At 71.2% G+C, this 25,984-nt stretch carries 25 protein-coding genes and 2 pseudogenes; 7 read left to right on the top strand and 20 right to left on the bottom strand.

Annotated elements, in window-relative coordinates; genetic code table 11:
* The 3 genes from ACGFWI_RS23095 to ACGFWI_RS23085 form a co-directional block, all read right to left on the bottom strand.
* Positions 1-450, bottom strand: coding sequence for a roadblock/LC7 domain-containing protein (locus tag ACGFWI_RS23095; protein WP_393907869.1), 450 nt, complete (start codon positions 448-450; stop codon positions 1-3).
* Entirely contained in the window at positions 440-2,452 is a 2,013-nt protein-coding gene (locus ACGFWI_RS23090; protein ID WP_393907868.1) for an ATP-binding protein, read from the bottom strand. The genes ACGFWI_RS23095 and ACGFWI_RS23090 overlap by 11 nt, the downstream gene beginning before the upstream one ends.
* A 447-nt stretch (positions 2,453-2,899) precedes the next feature.
* Complete coding sequence (locus tag ACGFWI_RS23085; protein WP_393907867.1) at positions 2,900-3,838, bottom strand: GlxA family transcriptional regulator; 939 nt, start codon at positions 3,836-3,838, stop codon at positions 2,900-2,902.
* A 229-nt stretch (positions 3,839-4,067) separates the two neighbouring features.
* Between ACGFWI_RS23085 and ACGFWI_RS23080 the strand changes: the two genes are divergently transcribed.
* The 4 genes and pseudogenes from ACGFWI_RS23080 (at position 4,068) to ACGFWI_RS23065 (ending at position 5,767) form a co-directional block, all read left to right on the top strand.
* A complete protein-coding gene (locus ACGFWI_RS23080; RefSeq protein ID WP_393907866.1) occupies positions 4,068-4,751 on the top strand; it encodes a DJ-1/PfpI family protein in 684 nt (227 codons plus the stop codon).
* Positions 4,752-4,890: 139 nt separating this feature from the next.
* A complete protein-coding gene (locus ACGFWI_RS23075) occupies positions 4,891-5,196 on the top strand; it encodes a hypothetical protein (RefSeq protein WP_393907865.1) in 306 nt (101 codons plus the stop codon).
* A 38-nt stretch (positions 5,197-5,234) separates the two neighbouring features.
* Positions 5,235-5,486 (top strand): annotated as a pseudogene (locus tag ACGFWI_RS23070) (hypothetical protein); the annotation flags it as partial.
* Positions 5,483-5,767, top strand: coding sequence for a DUF3817 domain-containing protein (locus ACGFWI_RS23065; RefSeq protein ID WP_393907864.1), 285 nt, complete (start codon positions 5,483-5,485; stop codon positions 5,765-5,767). The pseudogene ACGFWI_RS23070 and the gene ACGFWI_RS23065, both read left to right, overlap by 4 nt.
* A gap of 195 nt (positions 5,768-5,962) precedes the next feature.
* Here ACGFWI_RS23065 and ACGFWI_RS23060 read toward each other — a convergent pair whose 3' ends face one another.
* On the bottom strand, positions 5,963-7,138 hold the full coding sequence (locus ACGFWI_RS23060; RefSeq protein WP_393907863.1) for an MBL fold metallo-hydrolase: 1,176 nt from the start codon (positions 7,136-7,138) through the stop codon (positions 5,963-5,965).
* A 398-nt stretch (positions 7,139-7,536) separates the two neighbouring features.
* The gene (locus ACGFWI_RS23055; RefSeq protein ID WP_393907862.1) at positions 7,537-8,943 is read right to left on the bottom strand and encodes an NAD(P)/FAD-dependent oxidoreductase; all 1,407 of its coding nucleotides are present in this window, start codon (positions 8,941-8,943) and stop codon (positions 7,537-7,539) included.
* A 428-nt stretch (positions 8,944-9,371) separates the two neighbouring features.
* Between ACGFWI_RS23055 and ACGFWI_RS23050 the strand changes: the two genes are divergently transcribed.
* Positions 9,372-10,385: a carbohydrate kinase family protein gene (locus ACGFWI_RS23050; RefSeq protein WP_393907861.1), complete on the top strand. Its 1,014-nt coding sequence runs from the start codon at positions 9,372-9,374 to the stop codon at positions 10,383-10,385.
* 30 nt (positions 10,386-10,415) lie between these two features.
* On the opposite strand, the gene ACGFWI_RS23045 is transcribed toward ACGFWI_RS23050, so the two are convergent.
* From ACGFWI_RS23045 to ACGFWI_RS23035, 3 genes are read right to left on the bottom strand one after another with little or no spacing between them, the layout of a single operon-like run.
* Complete coding sequence (locus tag ACGFWI_RS23045; protein WP_393907860.1) at positions 10,416-11,321, bottom strand: SAM-dependent methyltransferase; 906 nt, start codon at positions 11,319-11,321, stop codon at positions 10,416-10,418.
* Positions 11,318-11,596: a DUF397 domain-containing protein gene (locus ACGFWI_RS23040; protein WP_086718198.1), complete on the bottom strand. Its 279-nt coding sequence runs from the start codon at positions 11,594-11,596 to the stop codon at positions 11,318-11,320. Before ACGFWI_RS23040 ends, ACGFWI_RS23045 begins: the two co-directional genes overlap by 4 nt.
* A gap of 3 nt (positions 11,597-11,599) precedes the next feature.
* Entirely contained in the window at positions 11,600-12,466 is an 867-nt protein-coding gene (locus ACGFWI_RS23035) for a helix-turn-helix domain-containing protein (protein WP_393907859.1), read from the bottom strand.
* A gap of 137 nt (positions 12,467-12,603) precedes the next feature.
* Between ACGFWI_RS23035 and ACGFWI_RS23030 the strand changes: the two genes are divergently transcribed.
* Positions 12,604-13,065 (top strand): ATP-binding protein, encoded by a 462-nt coding sequence (locus ACGFWI_RS23030; protein ID WP_393907858.1) that lies wholly within the window; start codon positions 12,604-12,606, stop codon positions 13,063-13,065.
* 69 nt (positions 13,066-13,134) lie between these two features.
* On the opposite strand, the gene ACGFWI_RS23025 is transcribed toward ACGFWI_RS23030, so the two are convergent.
* Complete coding sequence (locus ACGFWI_RS23025) at positions 13,135-13,935, bottom strand: SGNH/GDSL hydrolase family protein (RefSeq protein WP_393907857.1); 801 nt, start codon at positions 13,933-13,935, stop codon at positions 13,135-13,137.
* A gap of 250 nt (positions 13,936-14,185) precedes the next feature.
* On the opposite strand from ACGFWI_RS23025, the gene ACGFWI_RS23020 reads away from it, so the two are divergent.
* Complete coding sequence (locus ACGFWI_RS23020) at positions 14,186-14,995, top strand: tyrosine-protein phosphatase (protein ID WP_393907856.1); 810 nt, start codon at positions 14,186-14,188, stop codon at positions 14,993-14,995.
* Positions 14,996-15,010: 15 nt separating this feature from the next.
* Here ACGFWI_RS23020 and ACGFWI_RS23015 read toward each other — a convergent pair whose 3' ends face one another.
* The 11 genes and pseudogenes from ACGFWI_RS23015 to hpnC form a co-directional block, all read right to left on the bottom strand.
* Positions 15,011-15,250 (bottom strand): hypothetical protein, encoded by a 240-nt coding sequence (locus ACGFWI_RS23015; RefSeq protein ID WP_393907855.1) that lies wholly within the window; start codon positions 15,248-15,250, stop codon positions 15,011-15,013.
* Between the two features lie 211 nt (positions 15,251-15,461).
* Positions 15,462-15,590: a hypothetical protein gene (locus tag ACGFWI_RS23010; protein WP_393907854.1), complete on the bottom strand. Its 129-nt coding sequence runs from the start codon at positions 15,588-15,590 to the stop codon at positions 15,462-15,464.
* A 19-nt stretch (positions 15,591-15,609) separates the two neighbouring features.
* Positions 15,610-16,992, bottom strand: coding sequence for an aspartate aminotransferase family protein (locus ACGFWI_RS23005; RefSeq protein WP_393907853.1), 1,383 nt, complete (start codon positions 16,990-16,992; stop codon positions 15,610-15,612).
* Positions 16,989-17,240: pseudogene (locus ACGFWI_RS23000) on the bottom strand (transketolase C-terminal domain-containing protein); the annotation flags it as partial. The gene ACGFWI_RS23005 and the pseudogene ACGFWI_RS23000, both read right to left, overlap by 4 nt.
* Before the next feature lie 91 nt (positions 17,241-17,331).
* Complete coding sequence (gene hpnH, locus ACGFWI_RS22995) at positions 17,332-18,357, bottom strand: adenosyl-hopene transferase HpnH (RefSeq protein WP_393907852.1); 1,026 nt, start codon at positions 18,355-18,357, stop codon at positions 17,332-17,334.
* 5 nt (positions 18,358-18,362) lie between these two features.
* Positions 18,363-19,031, bottom strand: coding sequence for a 1-hydroxy-2-methyl-2-butenyl 4-diphosphate reductase (locus tag ACGFWI_RS22990; RefSeq protein ID WP_393907851.1), 669 nt, complete (start codon positions 19,029-19,031; stop codon positions 18,363-18,365).
* Positions 19,031-21,049 (bottom strand): squalene--hopene cyclase, encoded by a 2,019-nt coding sequence (gene shc / locus ACGFWI_RS22985; RefSeq protein ID WP_393907850.1) that lies wholly within the window; start codon positions 21,047-21,049, stop codon positions 19,031-19,033. Before shc ends, ACGFWI_RS22990 begins: the two co-directional genes overlap by 1 nt.
* 107 nt (positions 21,050-21,156) lie before the next feature.
* Positions 21,157-22,221, bottom strand: a complete 1,065-nt coding sequence (locus ACGFWI_RS22980) for a polyprenyl synthetase family protein (protein ID WP_393907849.1) — start codon at positions 22,219-22,221, stop codon at positions 21,157-21,159.
* Between the two features lie 53 nt (positions 22,222-22,274).
* Positions 22,275-23,732, bottom strand: a complete 1,458-nt coding sequence (hpnE, locus tag ACGFWI_RS22975) for a hydroxysqualene dehydroxylase HpnE (protein WP_393907848.1) — start codon at positions 23,730-23,732, stop codon at positions 22,275-22,277.
* A gap of 100 nt (positions 23,733-23,832) precedes the next feature.
* Positions 23,833-24,786 carry a presqualene diphosphate synthase HpnD gene (gene hpnD, locus ACGFWI_RS22970; RefSeq protein ID WP_393907847.1) on the bottom strand — a complete coding sequence of 318 codons (954 nt, stop codon included), beginning with the start codon at positions 24,784-24,786 and terminating at the stop codon, positions 23,833-23,835.
* Positions 24,783-25,649: a squalene synthase HpnC gene (hpnC, locus tag ACGFWI_RS22965; protein WP_393907889.1), complete on the bottom strand. Its 867-nt coding sequence runs from the start codon at positions 25,647-25,649 to the stop codon at positions 24,783-24,785. Before hpnC ends, hpnD begins: the two co-directional genes overlap by 4 nt.
* Between the last annotated feature and the right edge of the window lie 335 nt (positions 25,650-25,984).

Raw genomic sequence — 25,984 nt, 5'->3', positions numbered from 1 at the left:
TCAACGACCGCCCGCGGGCGTCTGTTGGCGCGCGGGGGTGGACAGATACGACCGGACGCTCTTGACCAGCATCGACATCTCGTAGCCCAGCACCGCCACATCGGCCTCGCGGGCGGCGAGCACGGCGAGGCACGCGCCCGATCCGGCCGTGGAGACGAACAGGAAGGTGGACTCCAGCTCGACCACGACCTGCAGGACGTCGTCGCCCTCCCCGAAGCGCACACCGGCGCTGCGGGCGAGGGAGTAGAGGCCGGAGGACAGGGCGGCCATGTGGTCGGCGCTGTCCGGGTCGAAGCCATGGGCAGCCTTGACCAGGCCGTCCGAGGACAGCAGCAGCGCGCTCCGGGCGTGCGGCACCCGCTGGACGAGCCCGGTCAGCAGCCAGGACAGATCGGTGTGCTGGCCTCCCTGCAGCTGCGAATGCGCCTGCGCACGCACATCACTCACCATGGTTGCGGTCGTCTCCTCGGGGGCGGGCCATCGGGGCATCGTGGTCACGTTCGTAGAGCAGGTCGTTGCCGACCGGGCTGCTGGTGTCGCCGCCCTGGGCCGGGGTGCTGCCGTTACCGCCGGCGGTGTCGCCGGCGTAGATGTCGTCGGCGAGGCTGAAGCCGCGCCGGAAGGCCGCCATCAGGCCGGGGTCGTGTTCGGGCTCCGGCCCCGTGCGGGGTGTCGTGGACGGCAGGACGGGGTCGCCGCGCAGCTCGGGCACGAGATGCGTCTGCTTACGCCGCCGGGGCAGCCGCGGGCGGGCGTTGTTGTCCACGGCCGGCGGCGCGGGCGGGAGCACGACCGGGCCGGGGTCGGCCGGGGCGGCATCAGGGAGGTACGGCTCGGGCATCTGCGCGTCGGGCATCTGGACTTCAGGGGTGTGGACGCCCGATGCGCGGACCAGCCGACGCCGAGCGGCGCCGGAATCGGGATCGGTGTCCGCGGCGACGGGCAGCGGGGCCGGGACCGAGGCCGAACGGTCGCCGTAGCCGCGCGGGGCCATGTCCAGCGCGTGATCGGGGGCCGGAGCGGGGCGGGGGATGGCCACGGTCTGCCGGCCGGGGTCATGGCGGTCGTGCCGCTCCCTGTGGTCGTGCGGTCCATGGCGGTCGTGAGACCCATGGCCGCCGTCACGGTCGTGGACGAAACCGCCGTCGTATCCCCCGTCGTGCTCGCGTGCCGGGTCGTTGTCCGGTGATCCGGCGCGCGGCGCATCCGCTTCGCCCGAGTCCCCGTCGGCCGCATCCTCACCGAGCAGCTCCTGCGGCACGATCAGCACGGCCTGCACGCCGCCGTAGATATTGCTCTGCAGCCGGACCACGATGCCGTGCCGCCGGGCGAGCGAGGAGACCACGAACAGTCCGATCCGGCCGTCGCTCAACAGCTCGGCGACGTCGACATGTTCGGGGTCGGCCAGCAGGGCGTTCATCCGCGACTGCTCGTCCGCCGACATGCCCAGTCCGCGGTCCTCGACCTCGACCGCGAGACCGGCGGTGACGAGCTGGGCCCGCAGCAGCACCGAGGTCTGCGGGGCGGAGTAGATCGACGCGTTCTCCACGAGTTCGGCGAGCAGGTGGATGACGTCGGCGACGGCATGTCCGCGCAGGGTGCCCTCGATCGGCGGCACCAGCTTGATCCTCGGGTACTGCTCGACCTCGGCGATCGAGGAGCGCAGCACCTCGGTCATGGACACCGGGCGGCTCCACTGGCGGCGCGAGATGGCGCCGCCGAGCACGGCGAGGTTCTCGGCGTGCCGGCGGATCCGGGTGGCCAGGTGGTCGACGTGGAACAGGCCCTTGAGCAGGTCCGGGTCCTCGACCTGGTTCTCCAGCTCGTCCAGCAGCTCGATCTCCCGGTGCACCAGGGACTGCAGACGACGGGCGAGGTTCACGAAGACCTCGACCTTCTGCTCGCTGCCGCTGGCGTTGCTGCGGGCGATGGCGACCGCGTCGATGACGGCGCACTCGGCGGCCCGGCCCGCGGCGGCCACCTCGTGGGCGAGCAGATCGAGCGTGTCACCGATGGGCACGAGGCCCTGTTCGGGCTCGCGACGCTGGATCCATTCGCCCTGCCGGACGCGGTCCAGCAGGTCATACAGGTCGGACTGGCTGCGGGCGCAGACCTGGCGCAGCCGGGCGTAACGGGTGACGGCCGCACGGGCCTCGGCGTTGGCGGCGGCGCTCGCGGTGAGCACGATCACGCAGACCAGGGCGAGACCACCGCACAGCACCACCCACTCACGACCGGTGAGCCGGGCGCCGCCCGCCTGCACGACGAAGGCGGCGACGGCCGTGCAGAGCACGGCGACGAGGAGGCAGGGGACGGCGGCGAGCCTGACCAGACGGGCCCGTATCGCCGAGTCGGCGGCCGACTCGGGGAACGAGGCCCGGCCGTGTCGTCCGCCCTCACGCTCTCGCCGCCGGGCGGAAGCAGGGACGGGGGCGACCCCCGGGGAACCCAAGGGCCCTGGGGATCTCTGAGCCTCCTGGGACGTCTGGGTCCCCTGGGGGAATGCGGTAGGCATCGGCGCCCTCCGGATCGGCCGTTGGCAGTTCGCGGAGCACGCACGCTAGTTGTTGCACGGGTGGGGTTCGGACCCACTTCGGGGTTTCGCTACCCCTCGCCACCTCCCTGAGTGGGCGCCACGCGTACGTCAGTACGAAACAATACGAACTACCGTTCAAGGAAGGCGAGTTGAGGAATCCAGAGGAACCTCTTTCGAAGCTCGCGGGCGGCGCTCGTGGACCTGACGCACGCCGGGGCGTTCGGCCACCCCGGCACGAGCGCGGCAGGACAACGGCGCACCACCACGGCTCACCACCACCGCTCCACGACCTGCCGGCCGACGGGCGGGCGGGGCTTGCCCGGCGGGGCCGGGGTCGTCCCTCGCGCCGGTACGCCGGGGCGCTCAGCGGAAGGTGCGGCGGTAGGTCTGAGGACTGACACCGGTGGTGCGTTTGAAGCGGTCGCGGAAGGCGGTGGATGAGCCGAAGCCGACCTGGGCGCCGATGCGTTCGACCGAGTGCGTGGTGGTTTCGAGCAGATGCTGCGCCTGGCGGACACGGGCGCGCTGCAGCCACTGGAGCGGCGTGGTGCCGGTCTGTTCGCGAAAGCGGCGCATCAGGGTCCGGGTGCTGGTGTCCGCCCGGACGGCGATGTCGGCCAGGGCGAGATCGCGGGCCAGGTTGTCCTGCAGCCAGGTGAGCAGTGGTTCGAGCGCGGACCCGCGGGGTGTGGACGGATAGGGCTGGACGATGAACTGGGCCTGTCCGCCCTCTCGTTCCAGGGGCATGACGGACAATCTGGCGGCGTCGGCGGCGACGGCCGAGCCGTAGTCGCGGCGGATCAGATGCAGACACAGGTCGAGTCCGGCGGCGGCGCCCGCGGAGGTGAGGATCTGCCCGTTGTCGACGTAGAGGACATCGGGGTCGACCTCGATGTCCGGGTGGGCGGCGGCCAGCATGCCGGCCGCCGCCCAGTGGGTGGTGGCGCGCATCCCGGCGAGCAGCCCGGAAGCGGCCAGGGGGAAGGTGCCCGAGCAGATGGAGGCGATACGGGTGCCGTTGGCGGCGGCCGCGTTCAGCGCGTCGTGGACGGCGGGCGGGAGCGGGGCGGCCGGGTCGGCGGTGCCCGGGACGATGACGGTGTCCGCGTCCGTCAGCCCCGCCAGTCCCCATGGCGCCCGCAGAGTGAACGCACCCGCATCGACCTCCGGCCGCTCGGCGCAGACGCGGACCTGGTAGCCGGCACGGCCGTCCGGCAGGCGCGTGCGGGTGAAGACCTCGATCGGGGTGGAGAGATCGAAGGGGATCACCTTGTCGAGGGCGAGGACGGCGACGGTATGCATGGCCATAAGTTACCCACTCACCGAGATTCCGCCACCGCTCACCAGCTCCAGCGGGTGGTCACCGTAAGCGGGTGAGAGAACATTCTTCCTGCTCAATTGCCCCCTGAAGGGCTTGGCGGGATCCCGTTGACTGTTGTCGGTAATGCCACTGGGGCGTGCGGGCAGGTCGGATTAGCTTCGGTGGTGAACCCGGTACGGACCCGGTCGTCTCCGCCCCGAAGGAACGCCCATGCACGCTCAGATCGTCCTGTTCGACGGCTTCGATCCGCTCGATGTCATCGCCCCCTATGAGGTCCTGCACGCCGGAGGTGCCGCCTCCGGCGGCGCGGTGAGCGTGGAGCTGGTCTCCGCCGAAGGGCCGCGTGAAGTGGTCAGCGGGACAGGCGAGTTGGCGCTACGGGCCACGGCCGGCCTCGATCCGGAGCGGGCCGACCTCATCGTGGTGCCCGGCGCCTCGGGCCGCGCCGGGGAGCCGGGAGAGGTGCCCGACGAGGACACCGGCGACCGGACACCGGAGGACTCCATCCCCGTACTGCTGGGCCGCACGCTGCGGACGAGCCTGCCTTCCCTGCTGAAGGCCGCCATGGACCGGTCCGGACTGACGGTCGGCGCGGTGTGCGGCGGCTCGCTCGTCCTGGCCATGGCCGGGCTTCTGGAGGGACGCCGTGCGACGACCCATCACCTCGGCCTGGACCTGCTGGACGCCACGGGTGTGCATGCGGTGCGGGCCCGCGTGGTCGACGACGGCGATCTGGTCACCGGCGCCGGCGTGACGTCCGGCCTGGACCTGGGCCTCTACCTGCTGGAGCGCGAGGTGGGGCCCAAGGTCGCCCACGCCGTCGAGGAGCTGTTCGCCCATGAGCGCCGTGGCGTCGTCTGGCGCGACCAGGGACCGACGCCGACAACTCCGTGAGCCCACTCGAACCTTTCAACTCGCTGCATATCCAAGGGAGTTGGGCATCCAGCAGCCCCTCCCCCGCAGTCCCGCTGCCAACAGCCCACCCCCAAGCCCGCCAACAGGGCGGCCTCACCCACCGAGGAAGACCGCACATATGTCCGTCGAAGGCACCTGGGATCTGAACATCTCCACCCCCATCGGCAGGATCAAGGCCGTCACGGACCTCCGCGCCGCGGAGGACGGCTCACTGACCGGCACCGCGCACGGCACCGGAGAACACCTTCCGCTGCGTGACGTGGCCCTGGACGGCAGCCGACTCACCTGGAAGCAGTCGATCACCAAGCCGCTGCGCCTGAACCTGTCCTTCGCCGTGACCGTCGACGGCGACACCCTGTCCGGCACCTCCCGGGCCGGCCGTCTGCCCGCCTCCAAGGTCACCGGCCGACGCCGCACCAGCTGAACCGAGGACCACGCACCGTGACAAAGCTCTTCCTTGCGCTGCGCAGCGCCTGGCTGATCGCTTCCCTCGCCCTCACCGCGGGCGCCGCCGCGATCCTGGCGCTGCTCGTCCTGCCCCGCCAGGACAGCGCCCTCGGCGCGGTCGAGGCGGCGGCGAACCACCCCGGCTCCCTGATTCCCGATCAACGCGCCGCCCCCGCGCTGGCGATGCTCACCGGCCTCTTCAACCTGCTGTGGGCGACCGTCACCGTCCTGATGATCATCAGGCCCGGCTCCACCACGGGAGCGTGAGCATACGCGCACGCCCTCTGTGGCCGGCCGCCCCCGTCGAATTCGTTTCACTGATCGTGCTGCCGGCCAACCTCGCCACCGTCCACCTCAAACCCCTGTCCGCCCTGATGGGGCCGCTCCACGGCTGCGCCTACCTGTTCGTCGTGATCGCGGCATGGCGTCACGACAGTGCCGACAGCACGGCGAAGGCGGCCGCCGTCATCCCCGGCATCGGCGGGCTCCTCGCACGCCGCCGGATCGACCGCACGAGGGGTCCGGCCCTCCGGCGCGGTCTCCCGTAGAGGCGTCACCGCGCCATCGGGACAGTGGGACGTCCATCGCAAGTCGGGCCGCTGGACCACCGGTTCGCGGATGCGCTGTCCGCAGAGACCCCCGGCCGGTGCGCGGAGCCGGGCCCGGCCGAAGCGGTGCCCGGCGTGCGGGCTCCGGCCATCAAGGCCTGCGGCACACGCCGGAGGCCGTCGTCCCCCGCGGCCTCACCGGTCCGCGACGAGGTCCACGTCGGAGGGGGAAACCGCCGGCGGCCATACCGGCCATCCATGGGCGGGAGGCACGGCGATCGCCCTCCACCACGGATAGACGGCCGGGGGATCGGCGGGCTCGAACGGCTCGCCCGGCCGGGGGTGGGCGCTGGTGACCCCGGCCTTCCGGGCGGCGGTCAGGGTCCACTCGGCGGGCTCCGCCCACGGGTGCGGTGCGAGGTTGAACGTGCCCCAGTGGATCGGCACCAGCACGCCGTCGGGCTCTCCGCCCTGGAGGTCGAGGTGCGACTGAACCCCCTGCTCGGGGTCCATGTGGATGTCCGGCCAGAAGTCGCTGTACGCGCCGATCTGGATCATCGTCGCATCGAACGGGCCGTGCGCCGCGCCGATCTCCGTGAAGCCGGGGAAGTAGCCGGTGTCGCCGCTGTGGAAGATCCGGTGGTCGGGGCCCGCGACCACCCAGGAGGCCCACAGGGTGTACTGCGGGCCGCGCAGACCGCGGCCGCAGAAGTGCTGGGCGGGGGTGGCCGTGAGGGTCAGTGCGCCGACGCGGGTGGACTCGTGCCAGTCGAGCTCGGTGATCCGCTCCGCGGGCACGCCCCAGAATTCCAGGGTGGCACCGACGCCGAGCGGCACGACGAAGGCCGCGCCGGTGCCGGTCAGGCCCTGGACCGTCGGCAGGTCGAGATGGTCGTAGTGGTCGTGGGAGATCACCACTACATCGACCGGCTCCAGCTCGTCCAGCGCGATGGGCACCGGGTGCAACCGCTTGGGTCCGGCCCAGGTGAACGGCGAACAGCGCTCGCCCCAGACCGGGTCGAAGAGCACCCGCTGCCCGTCCACCTCGGCCAGCACACTCGAATGACCCATCCAGGTGAGCCGCAGCCCGGAGGCCGGCGGCTCCGTCCCGTCAGCGGCGGTCGGACGGTACACCGGAATCCGGCCGACCGGCGCCCGGCGCCGCCGCCCCTCCCGACTCAGCTGGGTACGCATCATCGGCAGCGCGGAGCCATGGAGCAGCTGCCTGGTCGCCGCCGGATTGCGGAACTGGCCGTCCACGAACTGCGGCGACCTGCGTATCCTGGCCAGCCGCTCCCCGGTGGGCACGGCGCCGAAGGCCGCGGGGCGCAGCGCGGAAAGTCGAGTGCGACGAGGTCTGGAACCGGTCACGGCACCTCCATGGTCGGGGCAGTCGCGAAGAGAACGGGCCGCGTGAGCGGCGGGTTCCGGTACGCCGCGCCACACGGCGCCGCCGTACGGTTTCCGCACCACGACACCCGGACTCTCCACACCATCACCCGCAGATACAAACGGCGCGACCGGCCGTGACATTCCGGGGACGGGTGTGACCTTTCCCCGGGGGGCTGTGGCAGGCCCCTCCCGGTCCGGCAACCCGGACGCGTCCGTTGGAGCGGGCCGCGGAGGCGCTCCCCCGCGGGCGGCCGAGTGCCGGGGCGGCGGCTTACGGGCGCGGGCGTCGGGTGTGCCGGCCCGTGCACGCGCGGTGTGCCGTCCCGCGGGCGCGCGGCGGCCACCGGAGCGCGGACGCAGCCCGTCCCCCGGCGGGCTCACACCCCTTCGACGACCGCGGGCGGGCTGGGGAGGCCGGGGCGGCGGGGCAGAAAGACCGTGCGCAGAAAGATCTGCGGGGCGAAGAGACGGGCGGGCGGCGCGGTGAGGCAGAAGACGTCCCGGAAGGCCGCCCCGACGACGGGGTCGATGGCGGCACGGGCGGAGAGCCGGTCGATGTACCACGTGGTCAGCCGCTCCCCGAGACCCGCCTTGGTGGCGTCGGGGTTCGCGTACGGGCGGTCCGCGCCGACCGCGACGAGCCAGGCGGGTTCCGCGGCGCGGGCCACCGCCCGCTGCGCCTCGGCGGTGACCCCGGGGCGCAGACCTCCGCCGTCGGCGAGCGTGCTGCGCACGGCCAGCGCGCCGAGTGCGGCGACCGACATGCCCTGCCCGTATACGGGGTTGAAGGTGCAGCCGGCGTCCCCCAGGACGAGGAATCCCTCGGGGAGGGCGCCGGACCGCTCGTAGTGGCGGCGGCGGTTGCAGGTATCGCGGAAGCCGTGCACCGGCGAGAGCGGCTCGGCCCGGCCGAGCAGTTCATGGACGTACGGGTCGCCGATGGTGGCGGCGAAGGCGGTGAACTCCGCCGCGTCCATCGGCGGGTGGTGGCCCCGCACACCGGACAGCGTCAGCAGCCACTTGCCGTCCTCGACCGGCACATACGCGGCGCCACGCGGGCACTCGGGCCAGCCGGGCACATTGACGCCCGCGTCGGGCGCGGTGGCCGGGTCCTTGGGCCGGTACAACCGGGTGGCGTAGGCCAGCCCCGCGTCCACGGTCTCTTCCTGCGGCGCGGGCCGGCCCAGTTCGGCGTACCACTGGGGCGTGCGGGAAGTGCGGCCCGAGGCGTCCACCACGAGCGCGGCCGGCAGCTCCCGTTCGAGCCGCCCGCCCGGCTCGCCGCCCCGCGGCCGGACGCGTACCCCGGTCACCCGGCCGGCGTCCCCGGTCAGCCCGATGGCCTCGGTCGCCTCCAGGACCTCCACCCGGGTGGCCGAGCCGGCGACGGCCCGCAGCACCTGCTCCCGTACGACCGCGTCCAGCACCGGACGGGTGACGCTCAGCGTGAGATGCCGGCGCTCGTCGAAGCGGCGCTGCCAGCCCGTGGGGGTGCGGGTGAGCAGATCGCGCGGCAGATACAGGCTGCGTGCGCCCGCCTCGTTGAGCGCGGCGACCGTGCCGGGCAGCAGTTCCTCCAGTGCGCGCCGGCCACCGCTGAGCAGGATGTGCAGATGACGGGCCTGCGGTACGCCCTTACGGAAGGCGTGCCCCTCCGGGTAGCGGTCGCGCTCGACGACGGTGATGGTGTCGACCTGTCCGACCAGGGCGGTGACGGCCAGCATCCCGGCCAGCCCGCCGCCGATCACGATCGCGGTGCGCCCGCCATCGGAGTGCTCTGCCATGTCCGCCTCGCTCCCCCGCCGGCCCGTCCGACCGCCGACGACCCGTTCGTTCCTGTCCCCGGGCCCGCTCGCCATACCGGGGCCGTACGCCATGCCAGGTTTCCGCTCGTCGTCCGCGGAACCTGATCACTGACGGCCCTCAGGCTTCAGTGCCTTCACAGGCCGTGTCAACGGCCCTTTCCGTCAACCGACTCGGGGCGGCATACCGGCGCTCCCGGCCGACCTCGCTTCCTCGCCCGTCCCTCACCGGCCACAGATCATCGACGCCGGCTTCTTATGAGTCCTTTGCTCCCTCGCGTCACCGGAGTCCCTGACATCCCGTGATGAGCCGGGCGTGCGTCTAGACTCCCGGCAGCGGACGCACGTCGTCCGCAAACGGTTCCACCAGCAAGGGATTCGTCTCATCAGCAAGGGATTCAGGGACGCTTGTGACATTCCAGCAGGTTTCTGAGCCGTATGACTCCTATGACGTGCTCGTCGTCGGCGGGTCGGGCGTGGACACCATCGTGTCGGTCGGCGCGCTGCCCGTACCGCTCGCCGACTCCTACGCGGTCCCGCCGCTTCACGAAGGGGCGGGTCACACCGGCACCGGCGTCGCGCTCGGCTGCGCGGCACTCGGGCTCACCACGGGATTCGTGGATTTCCTCGGCGACGACCATCCGGGCAGTCTGGTCCGTGAGCGACTGGCCGGTACGGGCGTCGACTTCCGGCCGCTGATCTCACCGCACGGCACCCGGCGTGCCGTCAACCTCGTGGCCTCCGACGGCCGTCGGATGTCGTTCTACGACGGCCGTGACCCGCTCGATCTGCGGATGCCGCCCGAGCACTACCTCCCGCCGCTGCGGCGCGCCCGGCACGTCCATCTGTCGATCATGCACTTCGCGCGTTTTCTGTACGACGACATCGAGGCCCTGGGCCTCCCCGTCTCCACGGACCTGCACGACTGGGACGGGCTGACGGACCATCATCGGGAGTTCGCGCTCCGCTCGGACCTGGTATTTCTCAGTACGGCCGGGGCGGGCGAACGGATCGGCTCCGTCATGCGGGAGATCCTGCACGAGGGACGTGCCGAGGCAGTGATCGCGACGGCCGGGGCGGGCGGCGCCTACCTCCTCAGCGCCGACGACCGCACCCCACGCCTGGTGCCGGCCGCGGTCCCGCCCGGTCCCGTCGTGGACAGCAACGGCGCGGGCGACGCCTTCACCTGCGGCTTCCTCTACGGCCGGATGGCGGGCCGGGATCTTGAGGAGTGCGCGCGCCTGGGCGCCGTCGCGGGAGCGTATGCGTGCACCTCGCCGGGCACCCACACCCGCCTCGCCACACCGGAAGATCTGCACCCGGCCCGCACCAAGACGGCGCCGGCCACCGCCACCGCACCACCCGGTGACGGGCAGCGGCTTCCGGGTCCGCCGGACGCCCGGGTGTCCCGCGCAGGCGCGTAGGCCTCCGGCCGGGCCGGCGGGCCCGGCCGGTCAGCCCTTGCGGCCCACCCCGCCGTAGAAAACGGTGTTGTTGAGATCCTCCGCGCTCGGCACCGCGCCGTCCGGCCGCCACAGAGGTGCCCGTACCACGCCCGGCTCCAGCAGGGTGAACGGTCCGAAGAGCGGCTCGATCTCGGCCTTCGACCGCAGATTGAGGGTGGCGGTGGCGCTCTTGTAGACGTTCACGACGCCGTCGCGCGCCTGCTCGTCCGTGCGGCCCCCCTCATAGGCCTCATAGGGCTCGCCGGTCGCATGCGACAGGACGAGATGGCTGCCCGCGGGGAGCGCGTCGGCGAGGGCCGCGATGAGCCCGGCGGGATCCTCGTCCTCCTGGATGAAGTGGAGTACGGCAACCAGCAGCAGCGCCACCGGCCGGTCGAAGTCGATCAGTTCCCGGACGGTGGGGTGGTCCAGCACCGCCTTGGGGTCGCGGACATCGCCGAGCACGAATCCGGTGCGTTCGGTGTTGGTCAGCCGGGCCCCGGCGTGGGTGGCGACGATCGGGTCGTTGTCGACGTACACGACACGGGTGTCGGGAGCGGTCTCCCGGGCCACCTCATGGGTGTTCGGCGAGGTGGGGATGCCGGTGCCGATGTCGATGATCTGGCGGATGCCGCCGGTGACCAGTTCGCGCACCGCCCGCCGCAGAAATGCGCGGTTGGCGCGGGCGCTGAGCCGTACCTGGGGGTGGACCTCGATGACGCGCTCCGCGGCCACCCGGTCGACCTCGTAGTTGTCCCAGCCGCCGAGGTAGTAGTCGTACATCCGGGCCGGGTGCGGCCGGCTGGTGTCGATCTCCTCGACCGAGAAGCCCGAGTGCTCCGGCCCCTGGACGTACGGTCCGACCTCCGGGACCTCGCCGTCCGGTGCCCCCTCGGATATGTCCTGCCGACTCATGCCGTCCTCCGTTCGGTGCGCCGGCCCGGCGCGGCCGCGAGCAGGAAGTCGGCGTGGCCGGCCTTCGCACCCTCGATGAAACTCACCATTTCGTGGTGGGTATAGATCAAAGCCGGGCCGTCCGGGTCGGTCGACTGGCGCAGCGCGATCCGGCCGTCGCCCAGCCGCATGGCCTCGACGCACTCGCCGCCGTTTCCGCCGCTCCACGGCTTGTGCCAGCCCTCAGTGCCCAGTTCTTTGGCGGGCATGCCGTTGTAGATGCGTATGCGATCCATGGTTCAGATCTCCTTGCGAAAGCCACCCAGAATGGCCTCGGTGGTATGTGCCGGCGCGGCCTGCGCACACATCCGGTCCAGGGCCTCCAGGAACTGCGAGACGTCGTTGCGCTGGTCGAAGTACACGGCTCCGACGAGGCTTTCCGCGTAGGCGATGTCCGGGAGTTCCGGAATCGGGAAGCGGAAAATGTGGAAGGGGCCGTACATGGCGGGGTGCGGGCCCGCGGCGAAGGGCATGACCTGCAGCCGGACGTTCGGCAGTGCGGTGGCCTCCATCAGCCGGGTGATCTGGTCGCGCATCACCCCGGACCCGCCGATCGGCCGCCGCAGCACGGTCTCGTCCAGGACCACCCACAGCATCGGTGCATGGTCACGGGTCAGCAGGGACTGCCGCTCCATGCGCAGTGCGACGATGCGGTCGATGTCCGCCGCGGAGGCGTGCGGCATACCGGCCCGCAGGACGGCAGCGGCGTAGTCCTCGGTCTGCAACAGCCCGGGGATGTAATGCGGTTGGTAGGCCCGGATGAGGTTGGCTTCGCTCTCCAGGCTGACGAATGCGCTGAACCACTCGGGAAGGACGTCCCGGAACCGGTGCCACCAGCCGGGTTTGTTGGCCTCGCGCGCGAGGGAGAGAAAGCCCTCGATCTCGTCCTCGTCGGTGACGCCGTAGGTCGCCAGCAGCTTCTCGACGTAGGGGAGTTTGAGGCCGACCTCGGCCTTTTCCATGCGTCGTATCGTGGCGTGGGTCACATCAAGGGCCGCGGCGGCCCGTTCGAAGGAGAGTCCCGCTTTCTCGCGCAGGTCCTGCAGTCGCTTGCCGAGCACCACCCGCAGGACGGTCGGCGCACCTGCCGACCGTGGGTCCGCCACGTCCGATCGCCTCCAACTGACATCAGTGTTCAGCAGTGTGTCATGCCGTCAGTAGCACGAACAGACTGCACCTTACGATTCTGCAAATTGCAGAGTGATCCTTGCCATCGGTGATGGGCATCGCACATAGTTACGACGTGGCTTCCTCCAACAACGCTCCTTCGTTAGGGCGCTGTGGCGGCTTTGTCGCCCAGTACCCGCAGGACGCGTTCCACTTGCCGGCGCGACGCACGTCCGTGCCCGAGGCGCGCAGACGCGCCAGTGCGCTGCTGCGCGAGTGGGGCGCGGATCAACAAGTCCGCGACGACGTGGAGTTGGTGGTCTCCGAGCTGTTCACCAACGCGATACGGCACACCGACAGCGAGAAGATCGGCTGCGAACTCGCCCTCTTCGGGGCGCACATACGCATAGAGATCACGGACCAGGGCGGCCCGGAGGATTCGGCGCCGCACGTCCAGCCCGGCAGCGTGGACAAGGAGTGCGGACGAGGGCTCTTCCTCGTCGGCGCGCTGTCCGAAAGCTGGGGATCGCGGCCCGCCGACAGCGGTCAGGGCCGGGTCGTCTGGGCGGACCTTCCGTACTCCTCGCTCGCACACTGAGGCCCCGCTCCGCATCGGCGGAAACGGGGCCTCCTGCATGCCTTGGGCCACGGACGGGCCCCGGCCGCCCTAGAGCGGCAGCAGATCGGGCCGCTTGGGCTCGACATGGTCACCGGACGACTCCCCGCGCAGCCGGCGCCCGATCCACGGAACGAGGTGCTCCCGCGCCCAGTGGATGTTGTCCCGCCGCGCCTCGGCGGCCGAGCGCTCCGCCTCCGGCGGCCACGGCTGGTCCGGGTCGGCCGGCACCCGCAGCCCGAGCACCTGCCCCGCGCGCAGCGCCACCCGGGTGTGCCCGTCGGCGGACAGATGCAGCCGGTCCTTGCTCCACGCCCGTCGGTCCTGCACCGACTTCAGCGACCACAGATCCAGGACCGGGCAGTCGTGCCGGTCCGCGATGGCCCGGACGTGCGCCGTGTACGTGGCGATCTTGCCGCGCAGATGTTTGAGGACGGGGACGCCGCGGGTGTCGAAGCCGGTACAGAGCAGGACCGCGCCGACCTCCTTCCGCAGATCGGCGACCGCCGCCTCATAGCGCTCGGCGACCGCGTCCGGGTCCGAGCCCGGCCGCAGGATGTCATTGCCGCCGGCACAGAACGTCACAAGGGCGGGGGCGAGCTCCTTCGCCCGGGGCACCTGCTCCTCGACGATCTGGTCCAGGAGTCGCCCCCTGACCGCGAGGTTCGCATAGCGGAAGTCCCCCTCGGCCTGCTGGTCCGAGAGAAGGACCGCCAGCCGGTCCGCCCAACCGATGTACGCCCCGTCAGGGCCGGGATCCCCGACCCCCTCTGTGAAGCTGTCCCCGACGGCTGCGTACGACCCGATGGCGCCGTGAGCGCCGTTACTGAGGTACTTCGAATCGTCTGCCACTCAGGACATAATTCACCTCAAGAAGTGACCTACGCCACCGTAACCAAGGGTTGACGAGGGGTGATTAATGCCACCAGGTCAAATTCTTGTCAAGTTGGAATAAGGATCGATCACGCCCTGTCCCCGGTGCTTCGTCGCGCATCGTGGTGCGTCCGTTGCGACCTGATTGCCTATTGCACCAATGTCGTATCGTCGGAGGTGCCCCGCCTCGCCGAGGAGCGGCGTCGGCGAACGAACCCGAGGAGCGCCCGTGACGCAGCAGACGCCGCAGGTCCCACAGGCCCAGCCCGAACTCACGGAGGTCCGCAACTTCCGCGATGTGGGCGGACTGCCGACCGTGGACGGGCGTCGCGTACGGGAGGGACGGCTGTTCCGCAGTGGCCACCTCGCCCACGCGACCGAGGCGGACGCCGCGTTTCTGGCCGGCCTCGGGCTGCACACCATCTTCGACTTCCGCAATGCCTCGGACATCAAGCTGGAAGGCCCCGATGTCACGCTGCCCGGCGTGCGCAACGTGAACATCCCGCTCACCGACCCGGCCGACGGCGCGGAATTCTGGGCGATGGTGCGCGACGGTGAGCTGGACCAGCTGCGCTCCTCGCTCGGCGACGGCAAGGCCGCGGCCCGTATGGCCACGACCTACCGCCACATCGTCACCACCCGCACCGAAGACCACAGCAGGGTGCTCAATGCGCTCGCCGACAACAGCGTCCCGGCGCTGATGCACTGTGCGGCCGGCAAGGACCGCGCGGGCCTCTCCGTCGCCGTGACCCTGCTCGCGGTCGGTGTGGAGCGGGACGCCATCGAGGCGGACTACCTCAAGTCCAACGATCCCCACCGGCGCTACAAGATCCGTCGCTCCGACAACTCCGCGGTCGGGATGTCGCAGGAGGTCATGGAGCTGCTCGCGCCGCTGTTCGGAGCGCACACCGACTACCTCGCGGCCGCCTACGACGCGATCGAGCAGACCTGGGGCTCCACGGAGAAGTACCTCACCGACGGCCTGAAGCTGGCGCCCGCCACCCGCGAGCGGCTGCGTGCCCAGCTGCTGACGGACTGACACCGGACAGCCCGCTCAGGGTTCCGTGACCCACCCCGCGACCAGCACCAGACCCGAGGCCCGGTGGACGGCGAGGAAGCCGAAGGGCCGGTCGTAGCGGGCCGAGATCTGCTGCGCGCGGTACGGCGGGGGCGGGGGCACGGAGCCCATGGGGACGGGCATCACCGTGACCGCGGCCGCCCGGAAGCCCAGCGCCCCGAAGGCCGCGGTCGCCGTCTGACGGGCGTCCGACACCGCGAGCGGCTGCGCGCTCATACCGGGAAAGTGTCCGCGAGAGCGATCGGAGGCGGTGGCGAGCCCATGCGGGGCGCAGCGCAAGGGCGCGCCGGGCCCACAGCGCCACCGCGGCATCGACGCCGTCCGCCGCCGCCAGCGCGGCCAGCAGCTCGCCGCCTTCGCGTACGGCGTGCTCCGCGTCGGTGCCGAGGGCTTCGGCGAGCTCCTTGCGGGCGGGCCCGGCGGCCGGTCAGGCGAGCAGCGCCAGCAGCGGCCAGACACCGGCCGCGGTCAGGACCGTACCCCGCTCCCCCACCGTTTCGCGCGCCCAGCGGGCCGTCATCTCATTGACGGCCCGCGCCGTCGTCGCGGCGACCATCGATCCCCCACCTGCGTTGTCAGCGGTTGGCGACCGCCTGCTTGACCAGCGTGCGCCCGAAGTCCCACATCAGGCCGCCGCCCCCGTGGGCGTCGTCCATGACGGCCGTGAACGCCTCGACGAAACGGTCCACTTCCCGCTCGCCGATGACCAGCGGCGGAATCAGCTTAATGACTTCGAGATGGTCGCCGGAGACCTGGGTCAGGATGCGGTGCCGCTGCAGCAGCGGCACCACGACCATCTGCGCGAACAGCCCCTTGCGGGCCGCCTGCAGCATCGTCCAGCGGCTGCGCAGACCGAGCGACTTGGGGCGGCCGAACTCGATGCCGATCATCAGGCCGCGGCCCCGTACGTCATGCAGCAGCTCGTACTTGTCGACCAGCGCGGCGAGCCGGGAGCGCAGCAGCTCGCCGGTGTCCCGGGCGCCCGCGACGATCTGCTCGTCCTCCATCACCGAGAGCACCGCCAGGCCGGCCGCCATCGCCTGCGCGTTGGCGCCGAAGCTGGCGGAGTGCACCAGCACCCGGTCCATGGACGAGTAGACCTTCTTGAAGATCCAGTCCTTGCCGAGGGTCGCACCGACCGGGACATAGCCGCCGGACAGCGCCTTCGCCACACACACCAGATCGGGCTCCACACCGGCCTCGTGCTGATAGGCGAAGAAGTCGCCGGTGCGGCCGAGGCCGGTCTGCACCTCGTCGGCGATCAGCAGGGCCTTGTGCCGGTGCAGCAACTCCTGTGCGGCGGGCAGATATCCGGGCGGGGCCGCGTGGACGCCCTTGCCCTGGATCGGTTCGACCACGAACCCCGCCACATCGCCGCGCTTCAACTCCCGCTCCAGCGCGTCCAGATCGCCCATCTCGACGGCGGTGTCCGGCAGCAGCGGGGCGAAGCCGTCCCGGAAGCCGTCCTCACCGTTGACGGAGAGCGAGCCGGTGGTCAGGCCGTGGAAGGCATGGGTGCAGTAGAGGATGCGCGGTCTGCCGGTGGCGTAGCGGGCGAACTTCAGGGCGGTCTCGACGGCTTCGGTGCCGCTGTTGCCGAAGAAGACCCGGTCGAGGTGCGGCGCATGGCTCAGCAGTTTCTCGGCGAGCAGGCCGGGCAGCGGCTGGCAGTCGAAGCGGGTGAGATCGGGGAGCTCGGCGTCCAGGACGTCGTGCAGCGCCTTGCGGACGACGGGGTGGTGCCGGCCGAGGCCCATCACCCCGAATCCCGCGAGCATGTCCAGGTAGTCCTGGCCGTCGGCGTCCCAGAAGTAGGCGCCCTCGGCCCGCTCGTAGACCTTGTCGAAGCCGATGGTGTGCAGCATGCGCGGGAGTTGGTGGTTGAGATGGCGGGCGTGCAGTTCGTAGCGTTCGCCGCCGCGCGCGGCGAGCAGTTCGGTCAGATCGAATCCGGTCACGAATGGCTCTCCTTACGGGCCGGCGCGGCGCTGATCCGCCCGGCGGTCTCGGCCGGGGTGCGGCCGAGGTCGGCCGGCAGCTCACCGCGCTTGGCATGGGCCAGAAACTGCTCGGGGATGCCGACGGTGCGCAGCGGCACGTCCACGCCGGCGTCCCGCAGGGCCTGGGCGACCGCCGAACCCACGCCCCCGGTCCGGCAGTTGTCCTCGACGACCACCACCATGGCGCGCTCCGCGGCGAGCCGGGGGCCCGGCTCATGCGCGGTGTACGGCGCATGAGCCGGGCCGGACCGGGACGCCGGTGAGCCCCGGTACCGCGGGCTCACCTCTGGCCAACGGTCACCCGCGGTTGCCTGCGACGGTCTCCTTGGCCGCCCGGAGGGACTCCTTCAGCGACCCCATGGTGGCGAGGACGGCGGTCGGCTCGTAGCCGCAGTGCGCCATGCAGTTGGCGCAGCGTGGGTCCTTGCCGCGTCCGTACTTCTCCCAGTCGGTGTCGTCGATGAGTTCCCGGTACGTCGGGACGTACCCGTCGCTCATGAGGTAGCAGGGGCGCTGCCAGCCGAACAGCGAGTAGTTGGGGATCGCCCACGCCGTGCACGGGAAGTCCACCTTGCCCTCCAGGAAGTCCAGGAAGAGCGGGCTGTGGTTGAGCCGCCAGCGGCGCCGGTTGCCGCCGGCGAAGGCCTTCTTGAACAGCTCCCTGGTCTGCTCCACTCCGAGGAAGTGCTCCTGGTCGGGCGCCTTCTCGTAGGCATAGGCGGGCGACAGCATCATTTCGTCGACCTGCAGATCGTCATTGAGGAAGTCGAGGACCTCGATGATGGTCTGCGGGGTGTCGGTGTTGAAGAACGTGGAGTTGGTGGTGACCCGGAAACCGCGCCGCTTGGCCTCCTTGATCGCCGCCACCGCCTCGTCGAACACGCCTTCCTTCGCGACGGATTCGTCGTGCCGTTCACGCAGCCCGTCGATGTGCACCGCGAACGCGAAATACGACGAGGGCGTGAATTTGTCGATCGTCTTGCGCAGCAACATCGCGTTGGTGCACAGGAAGACATACTTCCGCTTGGCCACCAACTGCCGCACGATCTCGTCGATCTGCGGGTGCATCAAGGGCTCGCCACCGGCGATGGAAACCATCGGGGCGCCGGACTCCAGGACCGCACCTACTGCCTGCGCCACCGGCATGCGCTGCTTGAGCACGCCCGCCGGATGCTGGATCTTCCCGCAGCCCTCGCATTTCAGGTTGCACGCAAAGAGCGGTTCCAGCTCGACGATGAGCGGGAACTTCTCACGCCGGCGGATCATCTTCTGTTCAAAAAGATAGGTCCCGACCCGGATGGACTGACGGAGCGGCATAGCCATCTGGCTCACCTCCAGGGGAGCAGCAAAGAACGGTGCCATTCGTAGAAAACAGGAAGTACGGAGCGCAGCACTCGGAAGGCTGATATTCCACCGCGCACCGTGCCGATGCGTACGAGTTCATGTTCTGGAGCGTCCACGACCACCCGGACGGCCGCAACCGGACGGCTGCCGGCGTGCCGGGCCGCGCGGAGTGTCGCGGCGGATTCCATGTCCACCGCGACCGCGCCGGCGGCATGCAGCTCGGCCCGCTCAGCGCCGCGTACGACGTGGTCGGAGCCGCACAGCAGCCCGCTGTGCACGGTCAGACCACGCTGCCGCAGGGCCCGTAGCAGCGGGCCGTTGTCGCGGCAGAGCGTCTCCGGTGCGTCCGCGTGGTGATCGCGGGTGGCCTCGGCGACGACCACGTCCCCGGGGCGCATCCCGGGGGCGAGGCCGGCGCAGAAGCCACTGGCGACGACGGGGGAACGTTCGGTGACCGAGCCCTCACTCAGCGCTTTGGTGAGGGCGCGTTCGGCCGCCTGCGGACCCATGCCGGTACGGAGCGTGACCAGCCGTGGACCGGCTTCTGCCGCCGCTCCCCCGCGGCCACCACCGCGCAGCGCGAACCGCTCGATGCCGAGCGCGCAGGCGACCAGCAGGGGCGGGTCCGCGTCCGTGGGGGGCCGCGCCGGCATCAGGACCCCACCGGCGCGGCGACCGGTCCCCCGTTGAGGTAGCGGCCGAGGGCGGTCAGCGGGAAGACCTGTCGGTAGAGGTGGTAGTTGATGGAGAAGTCCCACGGGAAGCCCGTGCCGGTGAAGTACGGCTCGTCCCAGGACCCGTCCTCGCGCTGGGTCCCGGTCAGCCAGCGCACTCCGCGGCGTACCGCCTCGCTGTCCCGTTCACCGGCCGCGAGCAGCGCCATCAGCGCCCACGCGGTCTGGGAGGCGGTCGAGGCGCCGCGCCCCGCCCACCGCTCCTTGTCCTGGTAGGAGCGCTGGTCCTCGCCCCAGCCGCCGTCGTCGTTCTGCACCCGCTCCAACCAGAGCACCGCCCGGCGCACCGCTGGGTGCGACGCGGGGATTCCGGCGGCGGCGAGCGCCGGAAGCACCGAGCCCGTGCCGTAGATGTAGTTGGTGCCCCAGCGGCCGAACCAGGCACCGCTGGGCTCCTGTTCGGCCAGCAGCCAGGCGATGCCGCGGCGGGTGCGCGGGTCGTGGGTGCGGCCGACGTCGGCGAGCATCTCGACGACATGGGCGGTGACATCGGCCGACGGCGGGTCGATGACCTCCCCGAAGTCACAGAACGGCAGGCGGTTGGGGAACGGGCTGGTGTTGTCGACGTCGAAGGCGCCCCAGGCCCCGTTCTTGGACTGCATACCGAAGTTCCAGCGCACCGCGCGGCCCACCGCGGCCTCGACCCGCTGTGGATCGGGGTGCTTGACGCGGCGCAGCGCGAGCACCACCTCGGCGGTGTCGTCGATGTCCGGGTAATTGTCGTTGTCGAACTCGAACGACCAGCCCCCGGAGGTGAGTTGGGGCCGCTTCACACTCCAGTCGCCGGGCCGGTCGATCTGCTCGGCGAGCATCCAGTCGACGGCCTTGACCAGCCGCGGGTGGTCGGCGGGCAGTCCGGCGTCGGCGAGCGCGATGGTGGCCAGACAGGTGTCCCAGACCGGGGACTGGCAGGCCTCGATCATGCGGGCACCGTCGTCGCGCCAGACGGCGAAGCGGTCGAGGGAGGCCAGGCCGGTGCGCAGCACGGGGTGGTCGAGGTCGTAGCCGAGGAGGTGCAGGGCGATGATGGAGTAGACGGCGGGGGGCTGGATGCCGCCCCAGCAGCCGTCGTTCTCCTGCCGCTCGATGATCCAGCGGGCGGCGGAGCGCATCGCGGCGCCGCGCAACTTGCCGAAGGCAACCTTGTGGTAGAGGTGCAGCGCCTTGTCGAGGCGCTGGAAGAGACCGTCCCAACTGGTGGCGGGGGCGAGCGGCCGCGGCGGGTTGGGGCGGCGCGGATCGATGTGCAGCTCGTCGAGGCCGAACGGCGCCGGGCGCACCGGGCGTTTCGCCGAGACGATGGTCAGCGGCACTATGGTCTGCCGCGCCCAGCATCCGAAGTCATAGATGTTGAGCGGGAACCACTTGGGGAAGTAGAGGAGCTCCGGGGGCAGTTCGGGCAGGTCGTCCCACTTCCACCAGCCGAAGAGGGCCAGCCAGATGCGGGTGAAGACCCGGGCCGCGGCGACCCCGCCCTGCTCGCGCACCCATGCGGAGGCCCTGGCCATGTGGGGTGCGTCCGGCTCGTCCCCGGCGAGACGCAGGGCGACATAGGCCTCGATGGTGGCGGAGAGTTCGCCGGGCCCGCCGTGGAAGGTGGCCCAGGTGCCGTCCGCGCACTGCTCACCGCGGATGTGACGGGCCGCGGCCTCGGTGAGCTTCGGGTCCTGGATGCCCAGGAATTGACGGAGCAGCAGATCTTCGGCGTCCATCGTGACGTTGGTCTCGAGGTCGCCCTTCCACCATCCGGCGGGGTCCTGGACGGAGAGCAGATGGTCCGTGGCGCGTGCGGTCGCGTGCCGGGCGGCGTCCGCCGTGTCCTGCCGTACGGCGGTACGCGTGGGTGGCGCTTTTCCGGTTGTCTCAGCGGTGGCATCGCTGGCCGAGGGGGCCCGGGGCGGCAGCGCTCCGGTGCTTCCGTCGGTCGTCGCTGTCATGGCTTCCCCTTCTGCAGTGAACTGTGAAAAGCGTGCTCAGGGATTCCGTCGGCCGGTGCCCGGATGGCACCGGCCGGCGACTGCGATCTATTCGGTGTCGATGGCGATCATCTCTCTCGTACAACGACAAAGTCCGCAAGTGCGACGAGCTGGGCGCGGACCTTTTCCGGCATGTCGATCTCATCCAGCGCGGAAATGGCGGTGGCGTGCTGGCGGCGGGCCTCCTGGGAGGTCCACTCGCGGCCGCCGGCCTCCTCGATGAGAGCCGCGCGGGAGGCGAACTCTTCCTCGGTGAAGTCGGCAATCTCGGTCTCGGTCTTCTTCGCGTCGGCCGCCAGGATCTGGGCGAGACGCTCGGAGGCCGGGCCGCCGGCGGCCAGCGCGGCGACGACCGGCAGTGACTTCTTGCGCTGGCGCAGGTCGCTCCAGGGCCGCTTGCCGGTGGCGTCCGGGTCGCCCCAGATGCCGAGCAGATCGTCGACGGCCTGGAAGGCGAGGCCGAGGTGGTAGCCGTACCTTTCGAGCGTGTCCGCGGTGTGGTCGTCGGCGCCGCCGAGGACCGCACCGATGGAGACGGCGCAGGCCAGCAGCGCGCCGGTCTTGTTGCCCTCCATCTCCAGGCACTCCTCGACGGTGACCCGCTCGCGGTGCTCGTAGGAGATGTCCTGGGCCTGACCGTCGATCAGTTTGCGGGAGGCCAGGGTGAGCCGGCGGGTGGCACGGCCGGCGTCGACCGTGCCAAGCTCCAGCAGTATTTCGTTGGCGAGCGCGAACAGCGCGTCGCCGACGAGGATGGCCTGCGCGGGGCCGTGCACCTTCCAGACGGTGTCGCGGTGCCTGCGCTGCTCGTCACCGTCCATGAGGTCGTCGTGCAACAGCGAGAAGTTGTGCACCAGCTCGACGGCGACCGCGCCGGGGATACCGACCTCGGGGGCCGCGCCGGCGGCCTCGGCCGACAGCAGGGCGAGCGCGGGGCGTACGGCCTTGCCGCTGTCGCCCGTGGTGGGGCGGCCCTCGGCGTCGATCCAGCCGAAGTGGTAAGCGGCGACGGTGTCCATGGGAGGAGCGAGCCGGTCCACGGCGGCACGCAGCACGGGAGTGGCGAGTGTCCGTCCGCGCTCCAGCAGCGCGGTGACGCTCTCGGTGTCGATAGCTGGGGAAGCCGGATTCACGGTTTCTCCTCTGTTTCCGATGCTCGTGCTCGTGCGAGCGCTCGTACTCGTAGTCATGCCGCCTCCTGAGGCAACTGGCCCTGGGGGAAGCCGAGTTCGGTGAGTGCCTCGCGAGCGGCGGCAGTGCCGCTGCGAACAGCGCTTTCCATGGTCGCGGGCCACCCGGTGGCGGTCCACGCACCGGCCAGGAACAGGCCGGGGGATTGAGTGCGGGCGGCGGGGCGGAGCCTGCCGACGCCCGGGGCGGGCGCAAAGGTCGCGGTGCGCTCGCGGGTGACGAAGAAGTCGTGGATCCTGGCGCCCCGGGCGGCCGGCAGCAGCCGCTCCAGCTCGGGCAGATAGCGGGCGCGGAGCTTGGCGACGGGCTGGTCGATCTCCTCCTGCGCGGCGGACTGCGAGACCGCCAGATACTGGCTGCGCTCCTGGCCGGCGATGCGCGTCAACCCTGAGGCGTCGGTGCGGTCGAAGACCCACTGGACCGGGGAGCCGACCGCGGCGAAGAAGGGGCGGCGCAGCACCTTGCGGTCGTAGACGACATGGAGGTTGAGGATCGGGGCCGTGCCGATGTCCAGCAGCCGGTCCTTGCCGTCCAGCGTCCCGTCGGGCAGCAGGGTGTGGGCCTCGCGCTGCGGTACGGCGAGGACGACGGTGTCGGCCGCCAGCCGCTCACTGCCGTGCGGGCCGTTCTCCACCGTGACCTGCCAGCCGTCGTCGCCGCGCGTGATCGCCCCGGCGCGGGTGCGCAGGGCGATGCGTACCCCGGCCTTCCCCAGGGCCGTGCGGGCAAGGTCGTCGTGGACGTCGCCGAGGGGGACACGGGACCAGCCGATGTCCGCGGCGCCGGGCGCGGACAGCAGTCCGGTCTTGAAGACCTTGGCGGCCAGGCCCATCGAGGCGTCATCGGCGCGGGCGTTGAGGGTGGCGATGCCGACCAGGTCCCACAGCGCCTCGACGGCGCGGGCGGACTGGCCGTAGCGGCGCAGCCAGCTGCCGAAGTCCAGCCCGTCCAGCGCGGGGTCGGCCGGGTCGAGACCCTTGAGCGCGAGGGTGGCGCGGACGACCCCGGCCCGCTCGACGGGCGAGAGGTGCGGGTAGCCGGCCAGGCTCCGGGCGAGGTGCAGCGGTACGGGGAGCGCGGTGCGGCGCAGCCGGCCGAGCCGCATCCGGTCGGCGTCGAGTACGGGCACGTCCATACGGTCCTGGAGGGGCACCAGATGCGCGGCGTCGAGCCGCTCCAGCAGCCGGCTGTAGGCGGTGCAGCAGCGCAGATAGACATGCTGGCCGTTGTCGACGGACAGCTCGCCGATGTCGGATTCACGGCGGAAGGAGAAGACCAGCCCACCGAGACGGGGCCGGCTCTCGACAAGGGTGACCCGCAGCCCCGCGTCGGCCAGTGCGAGCGCCGCGGTGGTGCCCGCGAGACCGCCGCCGATGACCACCGCGGCCGCCCCTGCAGGGCGGCCGGACGGCAGGTCGTGCCGCCGTTCGGGCCGCATGGCTCCCGATGTCATGTGCTCTCCCCCCGTACTGCTGTCAGGGACGCAGCCACCCCCGGGAGGGTTGCCCGCCGCGCTGACGCGGGGTCACCGCTGTCGTGCGCCGCCCGGTGCATCATCCGCGCCTCCGGACGGACTCCCGGCGGCCGATCGCCCGCGCGTCGAGCCCGGACAGCCCGCGCACCGCGACGAAGGCCTTCTCCCGGCCGGGCAGCGAGACCCGGCCGCGCAGCACCGCCTCGGGGTCGGCGGCGATCCGGGTCAGCAGCCGGTGGTAGATGCCGGCCATCGCGGCCACGCAGGCGCCGCTGCGCCGGTCGAGCATCGGAAGCAGCCGGAAGCCCTCGGCGAACAGCGCGCGGGCACGTTGCACCTCGAAGTGCACCAGGCCGGTGAAGTCGGAGCCGGGCGGCGGCACGGGCCGCTCGAAGCCGGCCGCGCAGCCGAACTTGGCGAGGTCCTCGGCGGGGAGGTACGTCCGGCTGTTCCCGGCGTCCTCGCGAACGTCCCTGAGAATGTTGGTCAGTTGCAGGGCCAGGCCGAGGGTGTCGGCGTACTCGGAGGCGCGGTCGGCGTCCTGCGCGCCCGGTACGGTACCGAACACGCCCAGCGAGAGCCGGCCGATGGCGCCGGCGACACAGCGGCAGTAGCCCCTCAGCTCGTCCCAGGTCTCGTAGGTCTCGCCGCGCACATCCATCAGCACGCCGTCGATCAGCTCGTCGAGACCGTCCAGCGGCAGCGGGAAGCGTCGGGCGGCGTCGGACAGCGCGACGGCCACCGGGTCGGTGTCGTCCTCGTCGATCCGGCCGTCCTTGATGCGCGCCAGCAGCGCCCGGGTGTCCTCCAGCCGCCCTTGTTTGGCGGCGGGCTCCAGGGTGCCGTCGCCGATGTCGTCGACCCGGCGGGAGAAGGCGTAGAGCGCCGACATGGCCTGCCGCTTGTCGGTCGGCAGCAGCCGGATCCCGTAGGCGAAGTTTCGTGCCTGCTGCCCGGTGATGGCCTCGCAGTAGCGGTACGCAGCGAGCACCGGCGCGGACGCGTGTGCAGTTGCCTCCACGGTCCGACTCACCCCTCTCTTCGCAATGTCGCCCCCACCTCGCGCAGCAGGCTGAGCTTGGTCGGCTTGGGCGGTCCAGGGAGTACGTCGTAATCGGCGGCCGCGACCGCCTGGAGTGCAGCGCGTCCGCCGGCCACGAAACCGGCCAGCAGCAGCTTGAGTCTGCCGTGGACGCTACCCACCAGCGGGGCGCCTTCATTCAGCAGCTCACGGGCGCGTTCGGCCTCGTAGGCGATCAGCGCGCGCACCGATGCGCCCCCGCTCGGCGCGGCCAGATCCGCCTCGTTGACCGCAAAACGTTTCATGTCCTCGGCCGGGAGGTAGATACGGTCGCGCCCCAGGTCCTCGGCCACGTCCTGGACGTGTTCGACGATCTGGAGGGCGGTACAGACCGCGTCGGAGTGGCGGAGGCGCTCGGGGCTCGCGGTGCCGGTGATGGCGAGGACGAGCCGGCCGACGGGGTTGGCGGACAGCTCGCAGTAGGCGGCCAGGTCGTCGTAGGTGCCGTAGCGGCTCACCCGCTGGTCCTGCCGGTTGGCCTCGATGAGATCGAGGAACGGCTCGGGGGTCAGCGCACAGCGGCGGACGGTCGGGCCGAGGCGGCGCAGCAGCGGATGCCCGGGGCCGGGAGCGCGGTCGCCGAAAACGCGGTGCAGGTCCGCTTCGAGTGCGTCCAGCAGCGCGGGCCGGTCGTCGTACTGTGCGCGGTCGAGCCCGAGGAGTACGGCATCGCCGCCGCCGGGCGCGAGATCGCCGTCGCCGATGTCGTCGACGAGCCGGGCGAAGCCGTAGACGGCCATCAGATCGGTCCGCCAGGCGCGGGGCAGAAAGAACGGCGCGACGGGGAAGTTCTCGTGTGCGGCCTGTTCGAGCACGGTGCGCGTCTGCTCCCGCACGTCACCCGCCGCCCCCCTTCGGAGGAAGGCGCGACGCGCCTGCTCGTTGTCTCGGCTCACCGGGGGCTGCCCGGCGCATTTCGGTGCCGGAGCGAACCAGTAGCCATTGCCGTCACGTCTCCCGTTCTACACCGCCAAGCTAAAACATCCTATTTCGGACACGCCGCAGCGAGCGACGCGCCCAATCGAGCCCTTATCCCCCGCTTGGGTGAGCATTGCCCGACATATACCACTTGTGCTGTTCGGCACCCGTACAGCTTACGCCGTACATCTCGTCCGCGTCCGAGGGGGTACCGAAGCCCGAGGCAACAATC

This window comes from Streptomyces sp. NPDC048434 (genome assembly GCF_043200375.1).
Classification (GTDB): Bacteria; Actinomycetota; Actinomycetes; order Streptomycetales; family Streptomycetaceae; genus Streptomyces.
This window is presented reverse-complemented; position numbering and strand designations above follow the sequence as displayed.

Bases quoted from the DNA above. Each gene is read 5' to 3' on its own strand.
- ACGFWI_RS23095 (WP_393907869.1), bottom strand. From the start codon at position 450: ATGGTGAGTGATGTGCGTGCGCAGGCGCATTCGCAGCTGCAGGGAGGC.
- ACGFWI_RS23055 (WP_393907862.1), bottom strand. From the start codon at position 8,943: ATGGCAGAGCACTCCGATGGCGGGCGCACCGCGATCGTGATCGGCGGC.
- ACGFWI_RS23045 (WP_393907860.1), bottom strand. From the start codon at position 11,321: ATGAGTCGGCAGGACATATCCGAGGGGGCACCGGACGGCGAGGTCCCG.
- shc (WP_393907850.1), bottom strand. From the start codon at position 21,049: ATGACAGCGACGACCGACGGAAGCACCGGAGCGCTGCCGCCCCGGGCC.
- ACGFWI_RS22990 (WP_393907851.1), bottom strand. From the start codon at position 19,031: ATGCCGGCGCGGCCCCCCACGGACGCGGACCCGCCCCTGCTGGTCGCC.
- ACGFWI_RS23015 (WP_393907855.1), bottom strand. From the start codon at position 15,250: ATGAGCGCGCAGCCGCTCGCGGTGTCGGACGCCCGTCAGACGGCGACC.
- ACGFWI_RS23075 (WP_393907865.1), top strand. From the start codon at position 4,891: ATGTCCGTCGAAGGCACCTGGGATCTGAACATCTCCACCCCCATCGGC.
- ACGFWI_RS23040 (WP_086718198.1), bottom strand. From the start codon at position 11,596: ATGGATCGCATACGCATCTACAACGGCATGCCCGCCAAAGAACTGGGC.
- ACGFWI_RS23085 (WP_393907867.1), bottom strand. From the start codon at position 3,838: ATGCATACCGTCGCCGTCCTCGCCCTCGACAAGGTGATCCCCTTCGAT.
- ACGFWI_RS23010 (WP_393907854.1), bottom strand. From the start codon at position 15,590: ATGGTCGCCGCGACGACGGCGCGGGCCGTCAATGAGATGACGGCCCGC.
- ACGFWI_RS23080 (WP_393907866.1), top strand. From the start codon at position 4,068: ATGCACGCTCAGATCGTCCTGTTCGACGGCTTCGATCCGCTCGATGTC.
- hpnH (WP_393907852.1), bottom strand. From the start codon at position 18,357: ATGGCTATGCCGCTCCGTCAGTCCATCCGGGTCGGGACCTATCTTTTT.
- hpnE (WP_393907848.1), bottom strand. From the start codon at position 23,732: ATGACATCGGGAGCCATGCGGCCCGAACGGCGGCACGACCTGCCGTCC.